At 59.1% G+C, this 23,474-nt stretch carries 24 protein-coding genes and 1 pseudogene; 10 read left to right on the forward strand and 15 right to left on the reverse strand.

What is annotated here, in order from left to right; all coding sequences use genetic code 11:
* The first annotated feature begins 152 nt into the window (after window positions 1–152).
* The 4 genes and pseudogenes from G7067_RS00985 to G7067_RS14560 all read left to right on the forward strand — a co-directional run bounded on the left by G7067_RS00985 (window position 153) and on the right by G7067_RS14560 (window position 2,422).
* Window positions 153–833 carry a substrate-binding periplasmic protein gene (locus G7067_RS00985; RefSeq protein WP_166321355.1) on the forward strand — a complete coding sequence of 227 codons (681 nt, stop codon included), beginning with the start codon at window positions 153–155 and terminating at the stop codon, window positions 831–833.
* 59 nt (window positions 834–892) lie between these two features.
* Window positions 893–1,546, forward strand: a complete 654-nt coding sequence (locus G7067_RS00990) for an amino acid ABC transporter permease (protein ID WP_166321356.1) — start codon at window positions 893–895, stop codon at window positions 1,544–1,546.
* Window positions 1,539–2,071: pseudogene (locus G7067_RS14555) on the forward strand (ATP-binding cassette domain-containing protein); the annotation flags it as partial. The gene G7067_RS00990 and the pseudogene G7067_RS14555, both read left to right, overlap by 8 nt.
* A 36-nt stretch (window positions 2,072–2,107) precedes the next feature.
* Complete coding sequence (locus G7067_RS14560) at window positions 2,108–2,422, forward strand: ATP-binding cassette domain-containing protein (protein WP_341872845.1); 315 nt, start codon at window positions 2,108–2,110, stop codon at window positions 2,420–2,422.
* Here G7067_RS14560 and G7067_RS01000 read toward each other — a convergent pair.
* Window positions 2,419–3,360, reverse strand: coding sequence for a LysR family transcriptional regulator (locus tag G7067_RS01000; protein ID WP_166321357.1), 942 nt, complete (start codon window positions 3,358–3,360; stop codon window positions 2,419–2,421). The two genes, G7067_RS14560 and G7067_RS01000, sit on opposite strands and share 4 nt — an antisense overlap.
* Window positions 3,361–3,546: 186 nt before the next feature.
* On the opposite strand from G7067_RS01000, the gene G7067_RS01005 reads away from it, so the two are divergent.
* Window positions 3,547–4,077 carry a hypothetical protein gene (locus G7067_RS01005; RefSeq protein WP_166321094.1) on the forward strand — a complete coding sequence of 177 codons (531 nt, stop codon included), beginning with the start codon at window positions 3,547–3,549 and terminating at the stop codon, window positions 4,075–4,077.
* A gap of 389 nt (window positions 4,078–4,466) precedes the next feature.
* Window positions 4,467–5,624, forward strand: coding sequence for a hypothetical protein (locus G7067_RS01010; protein ID WP_166321358.1), 1,158 nt, complete (start codon window positions 4,467–4,469; stop codon window positions 5,622–5,624).
* Between the two features lie 17 nt (window positions 5,625–5,641).
* Here the strand turns inward: G7067_RS01010 and G7067_RS01015 are convergent, their stop codons facing one another.
* On the reverse strand, window positions 5,642–6,613 hold the full coding sequence (locus G7067_RS01015; RefSeq protein ID WP_166321359.1) for a LysR family transcriptional regulator: 972 nt from the start codon (window positions 6,611–6,613) through the stop codon (window positions 5,642–5,644).
* Window positions 6,614–6,684: 71 nt separating this feature from the next.
* Here G7067_RS01015 and hisD point away from each other — a divergent pair, with 71 nt between their 5' ends.
* The 3 genes from hisD to G7067_RS01030 all read left to right on the forward strand — a co-directional run bounded on the left by hisD (window position 6,685) and on the right by G7067_RS01030 (window position 9,894).
* Window positions 6,685–8,004, forward strand: a complete 1,320-nt coding sequence (gene hisD, locus G7067_RS01020; RefSeq protein ID WP_166321360.1) for a histidinol dehydrogenase — start codon at window positions 6,685–6,687, stop codon at window positions 8,002–8,004.
* 383 nt (window positions 8,005–8,387) lie between these two features.
* Window positions 8,388–8,846, forward strand: a complete 459-nt coding sequence (locus G7067_RS01025; RefSeq protein ID WP_166321361.1) for a hypothetical protein — start codon at window positions 8,388–8,390, stop codon at window positions 8,844–8,846.
* A 373-nt stretch (window positions 8,847–9,219) separates the two neighbouring features.
* Complete coding sequence (locus G7067_RS01030) at window positions 9,220–9,894, forward strand: FadR/GntR family transcriptional regulator (RefSeq protein ID WP_166321362.1); 675 nt, start codon at window positions 9,220–9,222, stop codon at window positions 9,892–9,894.
* Here G7067_RS01030 and G7067_RS01035 read toward each other — a convergent pair.
* From G7067_RS01035 to G7067_RS01085, 11 genes are all read right to left on the reverse strand, one after another.
* On the reverse strand, window positions 9,885–10,727 hold the full coding sequence (locus G7067_RS01035; protein WP_205881165.1) for an SDR family NAD(P)-dependent oxidoreductase: 843 nt from the start codon (window positions 10,725–10,727) through the stop codon (window positions 9,885–9,887). The genes G7067_RS01030 and G7067_RS01035 overlap by 10 nt on opposite strands.
* Before the next feature lie 76 nt (window positions 10,728–10,803).
* On the reverse strand, window positions 10,804–11,793 hold the full coding sequence (locus G7067_RS01040) for an alpha-ketoacid dehydrogenase subunit beta (protein WP_205881166.1): 990 nt from the start codon (window positions 11,791–11,793) through the stop codon (window positions 10,804–10,806).
* Entirely contained in the window at window positions 11,790–12,770 is a 981-nt protein-coding gene (locus G7067_RS01045; RefSeq protein ID WP_205881167.1) for a thiamine pyrophosphate-dependent dehydrogenase E1 component subunit alpha, read from the reverse strand. Before G7067_RS01045 ends, G7067_RS01040 begins: the two co-directional genes overlap by 4 nt.
* Window positions 12,771–12,778: 8 nt before the next feature.
* A complete protein-coding gene (locus G7067_RS01050) occupies window positions 12,779–13,006 on the reverse strand; it encodes a biotin/lipoyl-containing protein (RefSeq protein ID WP_166321364.1) in 228 nt (75 codons plus the stop codon).
* A 49-nt stretch (window positions 13,007–13,055) separates the two neighbouring features.
* Window positions 13,056–13,436 (reverse strand): PCC domain-containing protein, encoded by a 381-nt coding sequence (locus tag G7067_RS01055; RefSeq protein WP_166321365.1) that lies wholly within the window; start codon window positions 13,434–13,436, stop codon window positions 13,056–13,058.
* Between the two features lie 631 nt (window positions 13,437–14,067).
* On the reverse strand, window positions 14,068–14,838 hold the full coding sequence (locus G7067_RS01060) for an SDR family NAD(P)-dependent oxidoreductase (protein ID WP_166321366.1): 771 nt from the start codon (window positions 14,836–14,838) through the stop codon (window positions 14,068–14,070).
* 26 nt (window positions 14,839–14,864) lie between these two features.
* The gene (locus G7067_RS01065) at window positions 14,865–15,524 is read right to left on the reverse strand and encodes a TRAP transporter large permease subunit (RefSeq protein ID WP_205881168.1); all 660 of its coding nucleotides are present in this window, start codon (window positions 15,522–15,524) and stop codon (window positions 14,865–14,867) included.
* Between the two features lie 43 nt (window positions 15,525–15,567).
* Entirely contained in the window at window positions 15,568–16,341 is a 774-nt protein-coding gene (locus G7067_RS01070; RefSeq protein WP_166321368.1) for a TRAP transporter large permease subunit, read from the reverse strand.
* The gene (locus G7067_RS01075; RefSeq protein ID WP_166321369.1) at window positions 16,338–16,910 is read right to left on the reverse strand and encodes a TRAP transporter small permease; all 573 of its coding nucleotides are present in this window, start codon (window positions 16,908–16,910) and stop codon (window positions 16,338–16,340) included. Before G7067_RS01075 ends, G7067_RS01070 begins: the two co-directional genes overlap by 4 nt.
* A gap of 59 nt (window positions 16,911–16,969) precedes the next feature.
* Window positions 16,970–17,977, reverse strand: coding sequence for a DctP family TRAP transporter solute-binding subunit (locus G7067_RS01080; RefSeq protein WP_205881169.1), 1,008 nt, complete (start codon window positions 17,975–17,977; stop codon window positions 16,970–16,972).
* 299 nt (window positions 17,978–18,276) lie between these two features.
* Entirely contained in the window at window positions 18,277–19,095 is an 819-nt protein-coding gene (locus G7067_RS01085; RefSeq protein ID WP_166321371.1) for an AEC family transporter, read from the reverse strand.
* A gap of 410 nt (window positions 19,096–19,505) precedes the next feature.
* Here G7067_RS01085 and G7067_RS01090 point away from each other — a divergent pair, with 410 nt between their 5' ends.
* Window positions 19,506–20,168 (forward strand): 2-oxo acid dehydrogenase subunit E2, encoded by a 663-nt coding sequence (locus G7067_RS01090; RefSeq protein WP_205881170.1) that lies wholly within the window; start codon window positions 19,506–19,508, stop codon window positions 20,166–20,168.
* 175 nt (window positions 20,169–20,343) lie between these two features.
* Here the strand turns inward: G7067_RS01090 and G7067_RS01095 are convergent, their stop codons facing one another.
* Both G7067_RS01095 and G7067_RS01100 read right to left on the reverse strand, forming a co-directional pair.
* Window positions 20,344–21,729 carry an aspartate aminotransferase family protein gene (locus G7067_RS01095; protein ID WP_166321372.1) on the reverse strand — a complete coding sequence of 462 codons (1,386 nt, stop codon included), beginning with the start codon at window positions 21,727–21,729 and terminating at the stop codon, window positions 20,344–20,346.
* Window positions 21,730–21,860: 131 nt separating this feature from the next.
* Window positions 21,861–23,345: a CoA-acylating methylmalonate-semialdehyde dehydrogenase gene (locus G7067_RS01100; protein WP_166325564.1), complete on the reverse strand. Its 1,485-nt coding sequence runs from the start codon at window positions 23,343–23,345 to the stop codon at window positions 21,861–21,863.
* Window positions 23,346–23,474: the final 129 nt, after the last annotated feature.

A 23,474-nucleotide genomic window follows, 5' to 3' on the forward strand; every position in this document is an offset into this window, starting at 1 on the left:
TCTCCAATGAAGGAAGTGTTACAACGATGAACATTACTCACAAGAAGTCGGCCCTAATTGCGGCCCTGGCAGCCACAGCTCTTCTCCTGAGTGCGTGCAGCGCGAGCAACGACTCCACGGACTCAACTGATGGTTCACGAACGGTCACAGTGGTGACATCAAATGATGCCCCCTTCTCGTTTGTTGACGAAAAGACCGGCGAGCTCACCGGAATCGATGGTGAGATGTTGAACGCGATGGCGGAAGAGCTCGACTGGAACATTGAGGTGGTTGTCACCGACTTCGCCACAATGCCGCAGTCGGTTCTCTCAAAGAAAGCCGACCTCATCGCTGACGGCCTCTATGTCACCGAGGATCGCCAGAAGACGCTCAGTTTTTCTGACACCTGGTACACCCAGGGTGAAGGAATGTTGGTGCCCGCAAACTCGACACTCACCTCGCGCGATGATGCCAAGGGCAAGTCAATCGGAGTGATGACCGGCACCACACACCTCGAGATCGCACAGAGCCTCACCGACGAGAAGAACATTAAGATGTACGACTCGCAAGCAAACCTGCTGCAGGCCGTCGCAAATGGCCAGGTAGATGCTGCATTCACTGACCAGGCCGTCGTTGCATGGAGCCTGGTGCAGAATCCCAACGACAAAGTGAAACTTGTGTCACCCTACGAGCCCTACTTTCCCGGCACCATCGCAGCCGCATTCCGGCAAGACAGCGACAGCGATGAACTGCGTGAAGCACTCAACGGGGCGCTTGCAGACCTCAAAGCAACGCCCAAATACCTAGAGATTCTCCAGAAGTACGGCCTCGGCTCAGATAACGCAGCCAAGTAGCTCCTGCGTGAGTGGCGGCGGGGTCTGTCCCCGCCGCCACTCATCTTGAAAGAGGAATCATGGACTTCATTGAGAGCGTGCTCGGCGTCCTGCCGAGCCTCATTCGCGCCATCCCCGTCGTCGCACAGCTTGCGCTCGGGGCGATGGTGCTCGCCCTGGTACTGGGCTTGCTCATCGCGCTGGCGCGCATTTCGCACAGCCGCATACTGCGCATCATCGCGACGGTGTACGTTGAGGTGCTGCGTGGCACCCCGCTGCTCGTGCAGCTGGTCTACATCTACTTTGTGCTGCCGGTCATCGGGATCCAGCTCGACCCAATTGCAGCGGGCATTATCGGTCTCGGCTTAAACTATGCCGCATACCTCTCCGAGGTGTATCGCACCTCGATCCTCGCCGTTGACAGCGGACAAACAGAAGCGGCGTTGTCACTCGGCTACACCCCCACGAAGGCTCTGTGGCGCATTGTCATTCCACAGTCCTTCACTGTCGCGCTCGGCCCGATCGGGAATTACTTCATCGCGATGGTGAAAGACACGGCGCTCACGTCGGTCATCGCGGTATCGGAGATTCTGAAGACCGCCAACACGCTCAACTCTCAGACATTCCAGACGGTGGAGATCTACACGGCCGCAGCGCTGCTCTATCTCGCACTGTCGTTGCCGCTGTCACGCCTCGTGATCGTGCTCGAAAAGAAGGCGAGAAGCCGTGCCTAATTCAGTCATCAATGTTCAGGACGTCCACAAGACCTACATTATTGGCGAAAAGCCGTCACTCTGGCAGCGGCTCTTTGGCCGGAAAGACACTCGCCGCTCACTCGAGGTACTCAAGGGCGTCAATCTTGAGGTTGCCCCGGGCGAAACGGTCGTACTGATTGGTTCAAGCGGATCGGGGAAGTCGACGCTCCTGCGCTGCATCAACAAGCTCGAAGTGATCGAGTCAGGTCGCATTCTGGTCAATGACCACCTGGTCGGATACCGCGAAATCGAAGGCAAACTTGTCGGCGAATCCGCACGCGCGACCGCCGCGAAGCGCACCGACATCGGGATGGTGTTTCAACACTTCAATCTCTTCATGAATAAAACCGCACTCGAGAACGTCATGGCCCTCTGCGGGACGTCAAGAAACTCTCGCGCGAGGCAGCGGAAGAACTGGCCGAGCCAGCGCTCAATATGGTGGGACTGCAGGATCGCATGCACAACTACCCGTCTCGCCTTTCCGGCGGACAGAAGCAGCGCGTTGCCATCGCCAGGGCACTTGCAATGCAGCCCAGTGTGATGCTCTTCGACGAGCCGACCTCCGCGCTAGATCCAGAGTTGGTCGGTGAAGTCCTGGCGGTCATCAAAAAAATCGCCGCGTCGGGAACCACCATGATGATCGTGACGCACGAAATGCAGTTCGCCCGTGAAATCGCAGACCGGATCGTGGTCATGGACGGTGGACAAATCGTTGAGCAGGGGCCGCCAGAAGATGTGTTCGGCGATCCCCAACACACCAAGACCCGCGCACTGCTGCGTCGATCCGGAATTCTCAAGACAGCCGCCACAGAGGTGATTTCTGTAGTGCCAGAGGATGACGAGAACGAGGTCTAATCGCGCGGAGGCTCCGGCGCGCGACGACGCAACAGCGCACTCACAATGTCGATGAGTTCCACGATGGCAGGTGACAACACACTGTTGCGGCGCCTGATCACGGCGATCGTGTCGTACATTGGCACTTCGAACGGCGCCACATGAATCTCAGACGGGAAATGGCTGCTCTGCGTCACCGCGCGCGACACCATCGTGTCGCCGATCCCGCGCGCGACCAGTTCGAGTGCCGCCTCGAGATACTCAACCTCGAACTGCGGTTCCAGGCGCAGCCCGCGCTCCTGCGCGCGTTCACTGAGTTGCCGACGTGTCGGGTCGTTCCAGCTGTAGCTCACGTCGTAGAGCACCACGGGACTTGAGACGATCTGCTCGATCCCGACAGGTTTCGCGACGCGCTCGGCATGGGCGCTCGCCCACAGCACTTCATCTTGCACGAGTGGAAACACCTCGAGCTCGTCGTCGGGCACCGGCAAGACCACGATTCCCGCTTCGAGCGTGCCGTTTCGCACCCCTTCCACGACTTCAAATGAGTTCTGCCCAAACAATCGCAACTGCACATTTGGGCGGACGCGGTGAAAACGCTCCACCATGTCAGGCAAGAAGTAAAAGTTCGCGTTGCGCAGCACACCGAGCGAGATTGAGCCGCGATGCACGCCGCGCAACTCCGTCAGCGCCTCATCCGCGCGTTCCGATGTCTCGACAATCTGGCGAGCCCAGGCGAGCAGTTCCGCCCCGGCCGCCGTCAGGCTAAGCCTGCGTCCGGTGCGAATGAACAGCGTCAGTTGGTGGTGTTCCTCGAGTTTTCGGATCAGGGCCGAGATGGTGGGCTGCGACACACCGAGTGCCTCAGCGGCAGCGGTGAACGATCCCCCGTCGACCGCGCACACGAAGGCGCGAAGCTGCCAAACACCCTTGGCGATGCCACGATTGGTCTCGCCCAAGGGATGATGGAACGGTATCGGGGAACATTAATCATTCCGGGCGCGAATGCCGTGATACCGCCAGAACTCATTAATCCGCTAGCGGTGGATGCCGACTGGAAGAGAGTCTTCGAAAACGGAAAGTGGTTCTCTGTTCACCCGACAACGGGTTTATTAGCCCCTGCTGGTTCCTGGGGTTACACCCCGTTGCCGAACGTTGCGACAAAGCCGAGTGGGTGGTGGAACAAACCGATACTGACCGCCGACCCGAAACTCGGAACACCTCCTGGGTGGGCGAGTTGGGGCGGACGCGGTCTTGGCGTCGCTGGTGCGGGCTTAACCTATTGGGGCACCTACTCGGACAGCTATAACACGAACCTCACCAGATACCCAGAATGGAGCGAGGAACAGCGTCAAGAACGTGCGGTCCAAGACGCGGCGATTGTCGGTAGCGCGTCTGTGGCAGCCGGACTCGGTGGCGCGTGGGTAGGCGCGAAGGGCGGGGCCATCGCCGGCGCCGCAATCGGCTCAATCTTCCCTGGAGCAGGTACTCTGATTGGTGGCGTCGTCGGGGGCATCATTGGTGGTATCGCTGGCGGCATCATCGCTGGCTGGGCAGGGTCTGAAGTGGCAGAACATACTCTAGACACAGTCCGAAACGAACGTGATGATGTCACGGTGCTAGCACCCGGGGCCACCTACCTTGACCTAGCCAGTCCGAATCAGGGTAGTGTGTAGCGTGGCCGTTATTCTCATATTCATCGGCATTTGTTGCTGCATCGGTGGAGTTTTGGCTTACACGGGCAGATGGAAGAAGTGGGCTTACCCGAGCGGCTTTACCTCCTGCGGAGGTTTTGCTCTAGTGTTTCTCGGGGTTCTACCGGTACTGCTCGGGGTTACGTTGCTTTTTCCAGCAGCTTGGGCAACAGGAAAAGACGTCACGCTACTCACCATTGCTTTCGCAGCGGTTGGGGCCGTCGGGTCCCTCGGCTTTCTCGGATTATGGCCGAATTTCATGCTCCCGAAGTGGTTCCGTGAGGGGCGCGAGTTACGTCGTCAGGCCGAGCGTACCGCCAGAGACTTGAGAAAGACCGCCCGGGGGCTGAGGAAGGCGAATCGGAAGAACAATGACTGATCATAGCGACACAAAGACCGAAGTCCTCATTGATGAGGCACAGACTGCTCGTCTCTTCGTTCGGTATCCAAACGTGCTCCGGGTCGAGGAAGTGGGGCACGGCGACGATGTTGAGCTGGTGCTCGTTGCGCGCGACGCCGATCTGCCCTTTCGCCCAAATATTGTATTCACCTCAACAAAGAACACCGCACCGCTCGTCGACGCCTCGATGGCCGCGATCCTGGCCGCGGGCGAGCAACATCTCGGTGCCCGATTGGTGAGTGTCGACGTGTTCTTCGGGTCTCTGGCTTTAGCCGATGACCCCCCGATCGGTCGCGTGCTCATCTTTGCTTATCCTGCAACGAGACATCTCGATGTCATGGTAAAGAAGTGGGTCATTGCTACCGGCGAGTACCACCTGCATGCTTCAGCGTCGTTTCTCCCGTCGCAGGCGCTTGCCGTCGAGGAGACTTTCGATTGGATTGTGACGAACCTGCGGTTTGCGGCAGACCCCGAGACGATTCAAACGGCGGCAACGGCTAACAGCGAGGAAGGCGTCCAGCTTGACGATGACGCGACCGCCCGAGCGGGCTTTCCCCTCGAAGATCTCACTGTGATCCCGGCACCCGAGCCGGCATCCGCGCGACAGATGCCTGTATCCGCTATCGAGATGCTGATCGATGCCTGGGGCGTACGGCTCGAACAACCCAAGGTGCTCCACGCAGTGGTCACTCACGGCAGGGTTCAGGGGTTCTACGCAGCCTACTCAACCAAGGATGGACTGGTGGTACTACGTACTAGCGGAGCTTCCACGCACGCACTCGACACGGCCAACGTAGAGGCCTATGAGCTCAGCCCAGAGCGTCTGCCCGCAGACTCAGTCGCCTGGATGGGAGTCGTCCCCGCGTTCCGTTTCAGTGATTCATGGAGTATCTCGGACGAAGAATACGCGGATCGGGTCGACGGGATCTCCAGGGGCGAGCCGTGGACCGAGTTCCGGATCGAGTTTGAGAATAGATGGTGGCGAGCGGTGTTCGTGCCTGGTCGAGGTCTCTTCGAAGCAATCTCGCAAGAAGGGGGCAAGATCGCACTGCATGCGCTTCCGGCGGCACGTTTTTTCGATCTGATCCTCCGCCGGGTGGATTCCGTGCTCGGCACCGGAGCGGAGTGACGGCAAGCTCCACCGGGTCAAGTAACACCGCGGGCTGATGATTCCCGGGTGGTGATGTGTGGCGCGGTAACAGCCGGATACACGCTCGGATCCGGCGCGCGACGACGCAACAGCGCACTCACAATGTCGATGAGTTCCACGATCGCCGGCGACAGGACGCTATTTCGGCGCCTGATCACGGCGATCGTGTCGTACATTGGCACTTCGAACGGCGCCACATGAATCTCAGACGGGAAATGGCTGCTCTGCGTCACCGCGCGCGACACCATCGTGTCGCCGATCCCGCGCGCGACCAGTTCGAGTGCCGCCTCGAGATACTCAACCTCGAACTGCGGTTCCAGGCGCAGCCCGCGCTCCTGCGCGCGTTCACTGAGTTGCCGACGTGTCGGGTCGTTCCAGCTGTAGCTCACGTCGTAGAGCACCACGGGACTTGAGACGATCTGCTCGATCCCGACAGGTTTCGCGACGCGCTCGGCATGGGCGCTCGCCCACAGCACTTCATCTTGCACGAGTGGAAACACCTCGAGCTCGTCGTCGGGCACCGGCAAGACCACGATTCCCGCTTCGAGCGTGCCGTTTCGCACCCCTTCCACGACTTCAAATGAGTTCTGCCCAAACAACCGCAACTGCACATTTGGGCGGACGCGGTGAAAACGCTCCACCATGTCAGGCAAGAAGTAAAAGTTCGCATTGCGCAGCACACCGAGCGAGATTGAGCCGCGATGCACGCCGCGCAACTCCGTCAGCGCCTCATCCGCGCGTTCCGATGTCTCGACAATCTGGCGAGCCCAGGCGAGCAGTTCCGCCCCGGCCGCCGTCAGGCTAAGCCTGCGTCCGGTGCGAATGAACAGCGTCAGTTGGTGGTGTTCCTCGAGTTTTCGGATCAGGGCCGAGATGGTGGGCTGCGACACACCGAGTGCCTCAGCGGCAGCGGTGAACGATCCCCCGTCGACCGCGCACACGAAGGCGCGAAGCTGCGTTATTGTCATAGCCCCAGACTATGCCATATAGAACCAACCACCCTATTGCCCTAGAGGTTATCTCTTCCTAGCATCAGAACATGAAACTCACTACGCCCATCCTCGAAAAGTACGCTGGCCACTTCACGCGCCTCAAGACCCCACTCGATGTGCCTGCCGCGCAGCGCGACCCAAAGGTCGTCGAAACTGTCTCCGCAATGCTTCTCGATATCGAGCAGCGCGGCCTTGACGCCGTCCGCGACTACGCACGCAAGCTCGACCGCTGGGAGGGCAACGACTTCGAAATCTCGGCGAGCACAATCGCCAGCAGCGGGGATCGTCTCGACCCGGCGTTGCGTGAAGCCATCGAGCTGGGCGCAGAGCGCACGCAGGCCTTCGCCCGCCGCCAGCGCGAGGGACACGTCGACTTCGACGTCGAACTCGCACCGGGCCTCCATACGGGCGTTCGCTACGTGCCCGTCGGTCGCGTAGGCGCTTACATGCCCGCTGGCCGGTTCCCGCTCACCGCGAGCGCGTTTATGACCGTCGGTGTGGCGAAGGCCGCCGGCGTGCCCCACGTCATCGCCTGCACGCCGCCGCAGCCGTCAGGTCTCGCAAACGACGCCGTACTCTACACCGCACACGTCTCAGGCGTTGACCGCGTCTTCCTGCTCGGCGGTGTCCAGGCACTCGCTGCAATGGCCTACGGCCTCATCGACGAACTTCCCGCAGACATGCTCGTTGGCGCGGGCAACGCCTTCGTCGCCGAGGCGAAGCGCCAGCTCTTCGGGCGCGCTGCGATCGACCTGCTCGCAGGCCCCTCGGAGGTCGCTGTCTTGTCGGACGAGACCGCCGATCCCGAAATCGTTGCCGCGGATCTGCTCGGCCAGGCCGAGCACGGGCCCAACTCCCCCGCGGCCCTTGTCACCACCGATGAGGCCCACGGCCGTGAGGTCATCGCCGCCGTCGAGCGCCAGCTGCTCACCCTGTCAACCTCCGACATCTGCGGGCCCGCCTGGCGCGACTTCGGCTCGGTGACCGTCGCCGACAGCCGCGAGGTCGCGGTGGCGCTCATGGACGACCTCGCCCCCGAACACCTCGAGGTCATCACCGCGGACGACGCCTGGTACCACGAGAATCTCAGCAACTACGGCTCGGTCTTCCTGGGCGAGTGGAGCACGGTCGCGTACTCAGATAAGGGCATGGCAGGCACCAACCACACGCTGCCCACCGCGGGCGGCGCGAAGCACAGTGCTGGTCTCTCGGTATCGCGCTACCTCAAGCCGCTGACCTACCAGCGTGTTGAGCGCGAGGCGACACCACTGCTCGCACCGGCAACGATCACCATCTCGGAGTCGGAGGGCATGTCCGCCCACGCCGCCACCGCACAGATGCGGCTCGATCGCTTCTCATCGAACTAAGGATCGCGACGTTGGGGTGGGGCCACAAGGCCTCGCCCCACACGCGGCTGCGCACGCCATGCAACCGCGTCGGAAAATCGGCTGAAATCACCCATTTCCAGCGCATACGAGTGGCGGATCGGGACCCTGCACCCGACACAGCGTCGGGTCACAAACCAACAAAAGCAGTACAGATGATGAAGATTGCAGTGAAGAACAGGGAAATTTACGTGCCTGAATGGCCATTCCGTAGGCTTTGCGTCGAATTTTCAATGGAATAATTGATCTTCGGTTATCGCACCTTGAGCAACGAGTGACTCGCGTCAAGCATCGTTCGCGAACAACCAGATTCACCTTCCGTCGAGGCCGCCCAGCGCCTTCACCGTCTGACCGAGAGAGCCGAAATGTCCCCGAACACTCAGCCCACAAACCCGAACACCGCTGCGGCCCCCGCGCCCGCCGAGGCGGCCCCCGCGCAGCCCACGCAGGCAGCGGAAGCATCGCAAGCACCGCAGATGCAGGCACCGCAGATGCAGGCACAGCCGATGACGATGCCTCAAGCGCCACAGGCGGGCCCGCCGGCTCCGCCCGCCTGGGCTAGCGGCAAGGGAACCAGCAAGTCAGTGATGGCGGCAAGCCTCACCGCTCTCATTGCCGGCGCAGTGTCCATCTTCCTTTTGCCGTACATCGCTGGTGCGATTGGCGTCATCTCGGGCGCTCAGGCCATCAATCAGTACCGGAAGGCAGTGAAGAGCGGCGATCAGGTTTCTGGCGGCGTGCTGGCTATGGCGATCATCGGTATCGTGCTCGGCGCGCTCGGCATCGTGCTGGCCATTCTCGTGCAGGCGCTGCGCTTTATGTAAGCTGCGGCACCAGCCAGGCACACAACACCCGCGCCCTGCTGGGTCTCCATCGAGATCCAGCAGGGCGCGAGTGTTTCAATGGCGAACGTCCCCCATCCTGACGAGCGGCCCCCATCCCAACACCGAAGCACCCGTGCTTTTGGGGGACGCTCGCGGGGAAGGGGGACGCTCGTCAGACGCCCGCTTGCGCGTCAGGCTTCGGGATCCGCGGCGCCGATGATGTCGAGCACGCGCACCAGGTCCTCTTCCGAGATGAGCCGAACGGTGTAGATTGGTGACGACACGTCTGAAGAGGTACCCGTTGCAAAATTCTGAAGCTGCCGTTCAACGACGACCTGACATTCCCAGCACGGATCGCTTCCAAGCTACCTTCTTGAGCGACACGGCACTGAGTTCAATCGTTGACCTGCTCGTCACTATGAAGCCGGGCGAACGCTTGCCGAGCGAGCGCGAACTGACACAAAAACTCAACGTCAGTCGCAACACGCTGAGGGATCGGATTGGCCGGCTCGAATCAATGGGGGCGCTCTCGCGCAAAGAGCGTCAGGGCACCTTTTATACAGGTGTACAGGCAGAACAAACGAGCGATGTGTTAATGCTCAGCCTAATGTTTCACCAAATGACACTCGAGTCACTCATCTCGGTGCGCCATGCGCTTGAACGACAGGCCGCCATTGAAGCATGCGCGAATGCAACAGGAGAAGGGCTCAAGGCCCTGGAAATCAGTGTCCAAGCGATGAATCAAACCGAGAACGGCGAAGAGCTACTCGATGCCGATGGTTCTTTTCACCGTGCACTTTTCGCGGCTTCGGCCTCGCCGTCCCTCCTTTTCTTTTCACAAATGCTGCATTCGACGCTGCAAGGAACACTACGACACCTCACTCTCGAAAAGGACTTTGAGACGATGCGTGACGTGCACACGCAGATCCTGGCCGCGGTAAAGGCTCGTGACACTCGTGCAGCGAGCGACGCTATCGATGCTCATTTTGCTTGGCTCCACGAGCTCCGCGCCAGCGAGCACGAGGCCGAGGATACGCGTCAAGAATAGAGTCGCGCGCCCTGGGTGTGCCCCTGGACTGGAGGGGCCGAACTTTGCACAAGACCGCCGTCAACTGGAATGCAGACGCCGTTAACGTAGCGTGATTCGTCAGAAGCGAGAAAGAGTGCGGCGTTCGCCACATCAAACGAGTTCCCCATCCGACCTGTGGGCGAGAGCGCATCGCGTGCGGCGATCATGTCGTCAACAGAGTCGTACAAGGAATTAATCTGCCTGTAGATCATTGGTGTGTTGATGTATCCTGGCGCAACTGTGTTCGCCCGAATACCTCTGGACGCATACTCAAGGGCGATATTCTGGGTGAACTGCGTCACAGCGCCCTTGGTTGCGGAATAGCTCGGATAGTTGTAGCCGATGTAACGCATACCGCCGACAGACCCGATGTTGATGATGCTCCCGGACCCTTGTGCGAGCATGTGCGGGAGCACATACTTGCAGGTGAGGAACATACTGGTGAGATTGACGTTAAGAGTCAAATCCCACTCCTCGAGCGTCTGTTCGATAGGCCCGCCCATGAGCGCGATTCCCACGTTGTTGTGCAGCACATCAATGCGACCAGATTCAGCGATGGTGCGCTCGACAACTGTGCGCACCGAGGTATCACTGGTCACATCACCAACCAGTCCAACGGCCATCGGTTCAATTCCGGCTAACTCACACTCTGCCTGAACTCTCTTGATTCCTTCGGTGACGGCTTCCTCTTGGTGATCTACGATCACCACCCGCGCACCTTCACGCGCATAGGTAATTGCCGCAGCAAGCCCATTATTGATTTCACCTCCGACGGACCCTCCCCCAAAAACGAGACAGGTCTTTCCATTCAAGCGATTCACTGGCTGATTCCTTCGCGGTTAAAAGGTGAGCGAGGGGAGGGGTGAAAATCCATCCCTCCCCTGCGTCTTAACAGAGTGTGCGTTTCACGGCACTGATAATGTCATCCTTTGACGGGATTACGGCTTCTTCAAGCACCTGCGAATAGGGGATCGGCACTCTTGCGCCACCAACGCGAACAGGCGCTGCATCAAGCTTGTCCCAGGCCGCTTCGACGGCCTGGGCAACAAACTCAGCACCCCAGCCGTAATCACGTACAGCTTCGTGCCCGACCACCAAGTGACGAGTCTTACCTACTGATGCGTAAACTGCGTCCATGTCAAACGGATATAAAGTACGCGGGTCAATAACCTCGATTTCGATTCCCTCAGCTGCAAGCTCTTCCGCAGCTTGCAGAGAGTAAGCGAGGATCTGCTGAGTGGCGACCACTGTGGCATGCGCCCCCTCGCGAGCGACACGTGCCTGCCCGAATGGGATCGGATCAGTACCAACCGGGCCACGATCGTAATACTGATTCTTGTGTTCGAGGAAAATCGTGGGATTGTCCGAGGCGGCCGCAGTTCGCAGCAGGCCATACGCATCGCCCGGTGTCCCAGGAACCACAACTTCGAGCCCGGGAATATGAGCAAACAGCGTTTCAAGTGATTGGGAGTGTTGGGCGGCTTTGCCGATGCCTGAGCCCCCATTCGTGCGAATGACGACGGGAGTATCGAACTGACCTCCGAACATGTACCGCGCTTTAGCTGCCTGGTTGATGATGCCGTCAAAGCCGAGAAACGCGAAGTCGGAGTACATGATCTCAAGGATCGGACGAGTCCCCCGAGCAGCAGCAGCAGCTACCGCGGAGAGCAACACCTCTTCGCTGATCGGCGTGTCCAACACGCGCTCACGACCATACTTCTTGAGCAGCCCCCGCGTGACACCGTAGGTTCCTCCGCCTGTGCCCCAGGTCGTAATGTCCTCGCCCAGGACAAAAGCTTCCGGGTGGTCTTCAAGGATCTGGTGCAGTGAAGCGTTGAGGGCACGCCATGTCACCATTTCTTTCATTTCTGCATTCATTCGCTCGACCCCTTCGCGTACACGTCAGCGAACGCCTCGCTGACACCGGGGAAAGGTGAGTTACGCGCAAACTGCTCTGCAGCCTCAACCTCCTCAAAGATTTGCTTGGTCATGGTCTCCCATTCCTCCTGAGTAACGACACCTGCATTGATGAGTTGCTCAAGCAAGTTCGCGATCGGATCATTCTTCTTTGCCGTCTCGACTTCATCGGCACTGCGATAGATCTCGGTGTCACCAGCCATATGACCCAAGTAACGGTAGGTGTCGAATACCAACAGTGTCGGCCCCTCTCCCGCACGAGCACGAGAAACTGCGGCGTCTGTGAGCGCAAACACCTCTGGAAGGTTCATCCCATCACCGTTGAAGGACGGCACGCCGTAGGCCTCGCCCCTCCGGCTGAGATCAGGCTGAGCGACCATATCCTCAACGGAAGCTGACTGCGCGTAGTGGTTATTCTCAAGCACAAAAAGTACGGGAAGTTTCCATATTGCTGCGAGATTGAAAGCTTCCGCCAGCACTCCCTGGTTTGAAGCCCCGTCGCCGAAGTAGGAGACCGCAACGGTACGGTCACCCTTCTGTTTTGATGCGAGCGCTGCGCCAGTTGCAATCCCGATCCCTGCCCCGACAATGCCATTGGTGCCCAGCACGCCGATCTCTTTGACGCCGATATGCATAGAGCCGCCCTTGCCGCCACAGTACCCGTCTGACCGCCCAAGGATCTCGGCCATGGTCCGCCCAAAATCAGCGCCCTTTGCGAGCGTGTGGGCGTGACCGCGGTGTGTACTCGCAATGGCATCGCCATCGGTCAAGGCGAGCGAGACGCCAACGGCGATAGCCTCCATCCCGAGCGAGGGGTGGGTTGAGCCACGGATGAGGCCCTCCTCTGAGAGCAACGGCATGCGACGCTCAAACTCACGGATTTTTGCCATGAGTTTGAGGCCAGTCAGTCCCTGTTCGTGCGCTTGATAACGAGTCATGCCTCTCCCTAATCGATGGTCGCGATAGTCTCGTCAAGCTCGACGAGGTCTCCCGCTGCCTTCTTGAAAGTGATGACTCCCGCCGTCGGGGCAAGGAGCTCGTTGACCAGCTTCGAGGTCTCGAGCGAAGCAATGACCTGCCCCTCCGCAACGGTAGACCCGTCTTCGACCGCCCATTCTGCAAGATCAGCTTCCAGGTCTTCTCCGAGAAGCTCTTTGGTGAGGTTGACATCCATGATTTACTCCCTGTAATCGTCGTAGATAGTGATGTGGGTGTTGAGGTAGTTAGTTGACGGTGTGAGCAACTGCATCAAGTCGTTGCACGGTGAGCTCGAAAGTTGCGGCAACGAGATTCTCGCCTGGCACGAGTTCACCAGCGTGGATCGTTCCGTGTCGATCGACCAGGGTGCAGCTGAGCCTGGCCCGCGTCTGTCCGTCAACAGTGTGCACGTCCCCGATGAGGGCAACGACTTCCGTTGCGGGGCCGTCAACGCGGATCTGTTCTCCGCTGCTGCGGTCAACGAAAACTGCGCCGACGAAGCTTCCGAGCCCTGCCCGCACTGAGGCGTGTTCGTACCCAGCCTCATGACAGACCTTCAGCAGAGCTTCGGTGATATCCACGTTGGGAAGCACGCGGGCAATGACCGTATCAGTTTCTTGCATCATGTCCGTTCCTCGCTTCTCCGGTGTGAACACCGGCATCTTTGTCTCGGGGTCTATAGTGCTCCGCCATAGCGCACCAAAAACTGCTGTGACTATCGCAACGGGAGGCGGATCCCCGGCTGCAGTCTCTAGCCAGACGTGCCCGCCTTCGAGGACGCCGTCCGGTGACTGCCAAAAGCAGTGACTGTGCATGTAAGGAGACCCATCTCGCACGCCAAGCGTTACCGAACCGTATATCAACGGGGCGCGGCTATGGGTTCTCGTTTCAGAGAAACTCAGCGCCTTCTCCGAGGTCGCAACATCAGGCACGCAGTAGCTGAGTGGCGCGTATCCACCACCCTGCAGTTCAGCAAATCCACTCTCCGCACCGAGCGAGGCGAGTACGTCATGAAGCTGTTCAACGATCGGCTTTCCAACGTGCAATGAACACGCGAGACGTTGCGTTCGCACGGGAACGGCGATGATCCTTGGTACTGTTTTGGGGCCGGGATGAACCAATGGTTGCATCGTGGTCTCCTTCCTGCTTGTGGCATAAGAAAGACGTACGGTTCAGCCTTAAGAGCCTTGTGTCTGGGCCCGACCGCTGCACCCTAGGGTGTTGCGCGCAGCGGGCATAAGGGGCCGTCTAGATTATTCAGCCGATGGCGGTACCTCCGCACACCTTGAGAGTTTCGCCCGTGATGTAGGTCGCATTCGGCGACGCCAGGAAGGCGACCGCGGCGGCGATGTCCCGGGGCAGACCAATTCGTTTGATTGGCTGCGCGTCTACTGGGTAGGGAACTCCCTGCGTCATGGGGGTCTCAACAGGGCCAGGTGCGACCGAGTTGCAGGTAATTCCAAGTGGGCCCACTTCCTTCGCTACCCACCGAGTAAACGCAATGACTCCGCCCTTTGATGCGGCGTACGCGGGGCCGGATCGCACAGAGGTGCCATCGCCTCCCGAATTCGCACCACCCATGATGCCTGAAATGGAACTCACATTTACAATCGCACCGGATCCGGCGTTCTTCATGTGGGGATATACAGCGCACTGTGTCAGGAGAAACGTTCCCTTGAGATTTGTCTCAATATCCCGATCCCAAACCTCATCGGTCATGTCCTCAAGACTGAGACGCCCGACCGTGCCAGCATTGTTCACCAAAATATCGAGCGATCCCCAGGCGGCGACCATCTCGTCGAGGCATGCGCTCACGGCATCGCGGTTTCTGATGTCAACAATTTCGCTGCGAGCGCGAACCGTGCCACCGGTCAGGTCCTGGATCGCTGAGACGGTCTTGCCTCCGTCGAGTACGTCGAGGATCAGCACGTCGGAACCCAGCGAGGCCAGTTCAATTGCCACCGCCTGGCCGATACCGCTAGCTGCGCCAGTGACAACGCTCACCTTACCTGTGAGATCTTTTACCATTGGAGTTCCCTTACTTCAAGGCGCGGCTATAAGCCGAGCAAATCTGGCAGCCAATTACTCAATGCTGGAATGAATGTCACGATCATCAATACGGCGATCCCCGACACAACGAATGGCATGATGCCTTTCACTGCTTCTGTGAACGGAATTTTCGCGATACCAGCGGCGACAAATAGGTCGATTCCAACCGGCGGTGTAATCAAACCGATTGCGAGATTCATGGTCATCATTACGCCGATGGTCGTGAGATCCATCCCGAGTTCCAATAGGACCGGAACAAACAGCGGAATGAAAAGATAGAAGGCCGAAATTGCGTCAAGGAACATGCCAGCGACAAGTAGTGCCAGAGTAATTAGGAGCACCAGCAGGACCATGCTGTCGGTAAGGTCGAGCATCCATGCAGCCACTACCTTTGCAATGTGATTTCTCGTGATGACGTACGCAAATAGTGTTGCCGCTGCAATGATCAACATGATTCTGCCCGACATAACGCCAGCAGAAGTGAAGATCGAGAAGACTTCCTTGATTTTCAGATCACGGGTGATGAATAGCCCGACGACCAGGGCGTAAACAGACGCGACGGCCGCTGACTCTGTAGGAGTAAATATTCCCCCGTAGATGCCCCCGAGAATGATGACAGGAACCAGCAGACCGGGTGCAGCACGAAGGAAGGCCTTGAAAACCACATCTCCCGATGCCCTCTCCGCCCGCATACCGAGGTCACCAGGACTACCCTGAGGCGTCGTCTCTGGGGGCCGCTGTCAGCACCGAGCCTTCGGGCTTGGCGCTCTTCGCTGCGCCATTCGCGGTTGCGAACTGAGCAAGGTTGTTGCTCTTGCCGAGCGCCTTATCTAGATGCTTCGCGGCGCTCGCTTTCGCGGTCGCAAGATCACGAGGCAGGAAGAGCGCAATAAAGTACAGCACGACGACAAGGATGAGGCCCGGTACCACACCCGCCATAAACAAGCGTCCAATCGTGACGCGGTCGACACCAGGTCCGGCATAATCAGCCGCTACCACCGCGAACACGATGTAAGCGATACTCGGCGGCAAAATAATACCCAACTCGCCCGAGGTAGCTACAAGCGCGGCCGAATGCCGTTTCGAGTAGCCGTGCTTTACGAGCGCCGGTATCAAGATCCCGCCAATCGCGGCCACAGTTGCGGGCCCCGATCCGGAAATCGAGGAGAACAGCAGTGCAGTTAGAATCGCGGTGAGTGCAATTCCGTTCTTTAGGTGACCGAAACAGGCGTCAGCAAACTCGATCAATCGACGCGAGATTCCCGTGAGCTCCATAATCACACCAGCGAGAATGAAGAATGGGATAGCGAGCAGCGTCTCCGAGGCAAGACCGGCGTACAGGATGCTCGATGCTGGAGCAAGCGCTTTGACTCCGCCGGTGAACGTGATGGTGGCAAATGCGGAAAGACCCATCGCGACAGAGACTGGCACACCAACGAAAAGACAGACTAAAAAGGTTCCGAAAAGCACGAGTTCGATCACTTTCGCCCACCTTCCTTCTGGCTACGGATTCCTTCAGCCTCAAGCGACCTAGCCTCGACCTCCGCAGCAAGCTCGATCACTTCGGTGTCTTCTCCCCTAAATGCCTCGCCACCGCGAAGCTCAATCACTGCAACCTGGACAGTACGAATTCCGCACAGCAGAGCTCCGATCGGTAGGCCCAGAGAGAATATCCCCTGCGGGATCTGGAGCGCTGGGGTCAGGCGACCTGAGTTCAATTGGTTCAGAGCCGTCCCAATACCGAGCCACAGCAGCATTCCGAAAAAGACCAGCATGCCCAGGCAGACGATCACGATTATGGTCTTGTGAAGGGCTCCGCGGGTCGAGTCGCGAAGCAGGCTAAAACTGGGGTGAGTACCAAGACGCGTGGCAGCGGCGGCACCCACCATAGTTAGCAGCACAGCGAGGTTAACGAGCAGCTCGCTAGTGAACGAAAAGGAGGCATGGAACACGTATCTTGCCACCACATTGGCAAAAGCCAAAAGGGTGATGAACAAAAAAGTGATGGCAATGATCGTGTTTTCAAACCTGCGAAGGATGAGATCAAACATATGATGCCTAATTCCAGAGCAGAAACATGGCGTGCAGCCCAATTCCACTCTAAGAGGAACTACTTGGGCTGGACCGCTTCGAGGACTTCAGCGGTCCACTTGGATTCGTAGCGGTCGTATACCGGTTGGAGTGCTTCACGGAACGCTACAAGCTGGGCCGGCGAGAGTTCAGTAACCTTCATCTGTTCTTTCATCTCTGCGAGCTGAGTTGCCTCAGCATCACGGCTGAGCTTGATCTGGAACTCGTTGGCTTCTGCTGCAGCCTCATCAACGATCGCTTTGTCCGCGTCACTCAGCGCGTTGTACTGGTCGAGGTTCATGCCGAGGATGAGCGGATCATAGACATAGTTCCAAACTGAAAGGTAGCCTTGCACCTCCATCAGGCCGTTTGAAGAGATCACGTCGAAAGGGTTTTCTTGCCCGTCAATCGTGCCGTTCTGCAGAGAAGTGAAGACCTCAGAGAAGTTCATGGTCACCGGATCCGCGCCCAGCTCTTGATAGATGTTCAGAAAGAGCTCTGATCCAGCGACACGAAGTTTCAGCCCAGCAATATCGGACGGGGTAGTGATTTCTTTCTTGCTATTTGTCACCTGGCGGAAACCGGACTCCCCGAAGCCAAGCATCTTGATATTCAGATCCTCGGTGAGCTTTTCGTAGGCCGCAGCACCGCCATCCGCAATAGCAGCGTCAGCTTCCTCGTAGTCGGCATACAAGAACGGAGCGGTGATCGCCGAGAACCTGGGGTCTATACCGGAGTAAATGATGGGGGAGTTGTACGAAAAGGTCTTATCTCCATTGGTGAGCATCTCAACACCGGCTGCTGGGTCTCCACCAGAGAGCTGCTCATTGGCGAAGATGTTGAGTGTCATCCGTCCGTCTGACTTTTCGTCGAGGAGCTCACCAAACTTCTCAGCTCCGGCCCACCAGGTAGAGGTCTCGGATACCGTGATCGTCATATCCCAGTTATAGGTTTCATCACCTGAACCCGTTGCTGCACCCCCGCTCGAGCATGCGGTGAGCACCAGGGCAGAAGCAGCGATGACCGCTGCGAACGTGATCTTTTTCAAACCGATCTCCTCCTTGAGATACAACATCCGAGTCGGTGGCTGCTCTGACTCGGGCCTTCCTCACATCGAAGGGATTTCCTCCGAGGCGAGTCTTAACTGTTATTCGTATAGCGCGTCTGATCATTATGCATGCTCTGGTAGAACCAGGCAAACTTCAAGAACGCTTTGACGCCATATTTCCCTTCGCTTTCGATCAGGGGACACGAGCAAACGGCCAATTTCTCGGGATTTTCACACACACATGTTCCGTTATAGAACCGTGACAATCCGGTTGTGGCTGGGTCCTGGTGAAACATGAACTAGCGAAGGATCGCGATCATCAGCGGAATCGTGAAGACAGCACAAAGACTGGTCACCACTGTCACCGCTGAGACAAGGCGCGCGTCACCGTCATGTTCAAAAGCAAGGATGCTAGCAGATGAGGACACTGGCATCGCGGCCATAACCACAGCCACGGCCACCCACATTGGGCCGAGATCCCCGCTAATCACCGCAGCAAGCCCCAGCGTCGCAAGCGGCAGAACCAGGAGTTTCACAGCTGAGGCAACACCCACCGCGACGATTGGGATTCCGCCAGACCGAATGGCATTGAGCGCCGATTTCACTGTCAGCCCCACTGCGAACATTGCCACCGGCACGGCGGCATTCCCGAACATTCCGATGGTCATACTGAACACCTCCGGCGCCTGAACCCCGAGGCGGCCAACAACTAGGCCCGCTGCAACACTCAGCACAATCGGGTTCAGCACCAAGGAACGTTTCAAGACCCGCCAGGTCGTGCGGCCCAGATCACGGTAGTTACCTTGAAATGACGAACTGCGGTTTTCAACTGAGCTCAACAGTGGGTATCCCACCATGAAAAGAAGATTATGAATCAACTGGCCAATTGAGGCAGCCAGTGCAGCCTCGGCGCCGAAGATGCTTACCGCAACCGGGATGCCAAGGTACCCGACATTTCCATAGGTGGAAGCGACGGCGAGCGGCCCAGGAAGTGGATTCCTCGCCAGGGACCGCGGCCTCACTCGCTTCTGCCTGGCAACAAGGTAGACGATCAGGAACACCCCCGATGAGGATCCGAGCGAGAGCCACACAAATGCGGCAGGAATACCACTGGACATCGGGGCATTCGCAACAGCCTAAAAATGTAGGCAGGCAGCGAAAAATAGTAAACAAAAACACTGAGCCCTGTGTAGGCGCCTTGAAAGCGCTTCACAAATCCAGCAACTATTCCCACACTGAACAAGATGAAGAGGGGCGCAATAGTCAAAAACACGTCACCCAATGCCTCGCCTCCTCCACCCGTTGAGCCCAATCACAACACACGCCGTTCACGGAATGCTACCCTGGTTGGACCAGAGTAGCTCGATCCCGCAACCCTTCCAACAGCTCACGCGCCAACATCAATGAGGACGTATCCGTGAACAATTCCACCCCTAGCCGCGGACCTACCGAAGACAAGAATCCAGCTAGCCACACTTACGGGACAACCGAAAAGGTGTCCCGTATTCGCGCCACAATCGCGAGGCGAATGTTGGAATCACTGCGGGTTTCAGCTCAACTCACCGCCACAGTTGAAGTAGATCTCTCGGGAATCTCGGAGATACGCAATGCCGAGAAGGCTGCATTTAAGGCGCGCGAAGGCGCGGGCCTTAGCTATCTCCCTTTCATCACCAAAGCAGCGACCGAAGCACTGCAGCAATTCCCAAAACTGAACGCAACGCTTGATCTGGAGGCAGGCCTAATCAACTATCCCGAGGCGGAGAACATAGGCATAGCGGTCGATACACCTCGCGGTTTACTCGTTCCAGTGATCCCAAATGCTGGCGTTCAGAGCATCACCGAGCTAGCTCTGAGCATTGGGGATGTCGCCGCACGTGCGCAGAGCGGCAAAATCACCGCTGCAGATCTCTCTGGTGGATCCTTCACGATCACTAACTACGGATCCGTTGGCACCCTCATGGATACGCCAATAGTCAATCAACCTCAAGTGGCAATTCTCGGCACCGGCGCACTCGTGAGGCGCCCCATCGTCGCAAACGATCCACAACTTGGCGAAACGATCGTCATTCGAGACATGATGTATCTTTCTCTGAGCTATGACCATCGACTCGTCGACGGCGCGGATGCGGCCAGATTCTTGACACACATGAAACAGCGCCTCGAGACCGCAGATTTCTCCCTGCGCAACTGACCCATCCGGTTTGGTGCACACTTGACAACAGCTCGTAGGCTTCAGACCTCTCGATCCCCTCACGGGGACCCGCGCCGGCTAACAGGCTTACAGTACAGACACGAAGGGCGCGGATCACCATCGTGATCCGCGCCCCTCGTGTCTTCGTGACGTAGCCGTCAACGCACCAAGAAGATCAGCGCGTGTACCCGTCAGCGACGTCGAGCGCGGCGTCGATGATGTCGAGGCCCTTCACCAGATCCTCTTCCGAGATGATCAGCGGCGGCGCGATCTGCAGGCGGTTGCCCGCAGCGAACGGCCACAGACCCGCGGCCTTGCACGCCGCCACGACCGCGTTGAACGGGGCCGCAGCCTCGCCCGCCGCGTTGAACGGCACGAGCGGTTCACGGGTCTCGCGATCCAGCACCAATTCAAGCGCCCAGAACAGGCCCTTGCCGCGGTACTCCCCCACCGAGGGGTGCTTCGCGGCCATCTCGCGCAGGCGCGGCTCAACGACCCGCGAGCCGAGATCCCGCACCCGCTCAATGATGCCCTCTTCTTCGAAAATGTCGAACGTCGCAACACCCGCGGCGCACGCGAGCGGGTGCCCCGAGTAGGTCAGTCCGCCGGGGAACACGCGGTCGGCAAACGCGTCGTGGATCTTCTCGGAGATCACCACGCCACCCAGTGGCACGTAGCCCGAGTTGACGCCCTTCGCAAAGGTCACGAGGTCGGGTGTCACGCCAAAGCCCTGATACGCGAACCACTCACCGGTGCGGCCAAAGCCGACCATGACCTCATCGCAGATCATGAGGATGCCGTACTTGTCGCACAGTGCACGGACGCCGGGCAGGTAGCCGGGCGGCGGCACGAGCACACCATTGGTGCCGGTAACGGTCTCAAGCACAATCGCGGCAATGGTGCTGGCACCCTCGAGCTGGATCTGCTGCTCGAGGTGCGCGAGCGCCCGCTCGGCTTCCTCTTCAGGCGTCGACGCCCAGAACGCACTGCGGTAAGCGTAGGGGCCAAAGAAGTGCACCACCTCGCCGTCGATGACGTCGTTCGCCCAGCGGCGGGGTTCGCCCGTCATGGTGATCGCGGTCGCGGTCGAGCCGTGGTACGAACGGTAGCGCGAGAGGATCTTACGCTTGCCGCTCGACTGGCGGGCGAGGCGCACGGCGTACTCGATCGCTTCGGCGCCGCCGTTGGTGAAGAACACCGAGCGGGCGCCCTCGAAGGAGTGCTCAACGATGCGCTTGGCGAGCTCGCCGCGCACGTCGTTGGCCATCGCGGGCTGGATCGTGGCCATGCGGCCGGCCTGATCCTGGATCGCCTTCACGAGCCCCGGATGCTGGTGTCCGAGGTTCAAGTTGACGAGCTGCGACGAGAAATCGAGGTACTCGGTACCGTCGTAATCCCAGAACCGTGCCCCTTCACCCTTCGCGATGGGTAGCGGGTTGATCTGGCCCTGCGCCGACCACGAGTGGAAGACGTACTGCCGGTCGTTTGCGCGGACCTCGCGCTGCGCGTCGGTGTCGCCGAACGCCTGTGCGGTGCCGTTGAGATCTGTGTAGTCAGACATATTTACCCTTACTTTCTATAGCTGGGAACAGATCCGCCGGTTGAGCGAGACCGCGAGTCGAAATCAAGGCTCACCCTGGGGTTTCGATTCGCTTCGCTCACTCAACCGGCGATCACTCTCGGTTCAAATAGTTAGCTGTTGCTCGGGAAGCCGAGGTCAACCTTCGACTGGTCGGGGTTCGGCCAGCGGGTCGTGATGACCTTGCTGCGGGTGTAGAAGTGAACCGATTCGGGGCCGTAGATGTGTGAATCGCCGAAGAGCGAATCCTTCCAGCCACCGAAGGAGAAGGATCCAACGGGCACGGGGATCGGCACGTTGATGCCAACCATGCCGGCCTCAACCTCGAATTCGAACTGGCGTGCGAGGCCGCCGTCGCGGGTGAAGATCGCGGTGCCGTTGCCGAACTGGTGGTTGTTGATGAGGGTCACGCCCTCCTCGTAAGTGTCGACGCGCACGATCGCGAGCACCGGCCCGAAGATCTCTTCGCGGTACACCTTGCTGTCGGTCTTGACGTGATCGATGAGCGAGACGCCCGTGAAGAACCCGTTGCCCTCGAACTGGGTCTTGCGGCCGTCAACAACAACGACGCCGCCCTCAGCTTCGGCACCCGCGACGTAGGACTCGACGCGATCGCGCGCCTCCTTGGTGATGAGCGGGCCCATCTCGGATGCGGGATCCGTGCCGTCGCCGATCTTCAGGTCCTTCATGCGATCAGCGATCTTGCCGACGAGTTCGTCGCCCACGCCACCAACAGCCACCACAACGGACACGGCCATGCAGCGCTCGCCTGCCGAGCCGTAGGCCGCTGACACCGCGGCGTCTGCGGCCATGTTGAGATCCGCATCGGGCATCACGATCATGTGGTTCTTCGCGCCGCCGAGCGCCTGCACGCGCTTGCCGTTGGCTGCCGCGCGCTCGTAGATGTACTTCGCGATCGGGGTGGAGCCGACGAAGCTGACGGCCTTTACGGTCGGGCTGTCGAGCAGCGTGTCAACGGCAACCTTGTCGCCGTTCACGACGTTGAGCACGCCGTCGGGAAGCCCCGCCTCGCGGAACAGATCAGCGATGAAAATGGAGGCCGAGGGATCGCGCTCCGACGGCTTCAAGACCACGGTGTTGCCGCAGGCAATCGCGCTCGCGATCATCCACAGCGGCACCATCACCGGGAAGTTGAACGGCGTGATCGCCGCAACGACACCGACGGGCTGCTTCACCGAGTGCACGTCAACGCCGGTCGAGACCTGCTCGTCGCGCTCGCCCTTCAGCAGGTGAAGGAGGCCCGATGCGAACTCAACGTTTTCAAGCCCACGCGCGATCTCGCCCGCAGCGTCAGAGAGCACCTTGCCGTGTTCGCTCGTCACGATCGCCGCGAGCTCGGGGGTGCGCTGCTTCAACAGTTGACGGAGGTTGAAGAACACATCCGCACGCTTGGTGAGGCTCGTCTTGCGCCACATCGGCAGGGCCTTGGCCGCGGCAGCGATGGCCTGCTCAACTGTTGCGGCCGAGGCGATACCCAGCTCGTGCTGCTGCTCACCGGTCGCGGGGTTGTACACCGGCTGATACCGCTCGCCAGCATCGATCTTCTCGCCGCCGATAACGTGGGGGATGCGCGCCATTCGCTCGCCTTCTTTCTTCACTTCGGTCATAATGTTCGGGATCGAAATACCCGCATGCACCAAGTCTGCCATTGGGTTCAGGATCACACCCCCACCAAACAGTCCCCAATCTGCCCGAGTGCCATACAC

Origin of the sequence: Leucobacter insecticola, assembly GCF_011382965.1 — a bacterium.
GTDB classification, from domain to species: domain Bacteria; phylum Actinomycetota; class Actinomycetes; order Actinomycetales; family Microbacteriaceae; genus Leucobacter; species Leucobacter insecticola.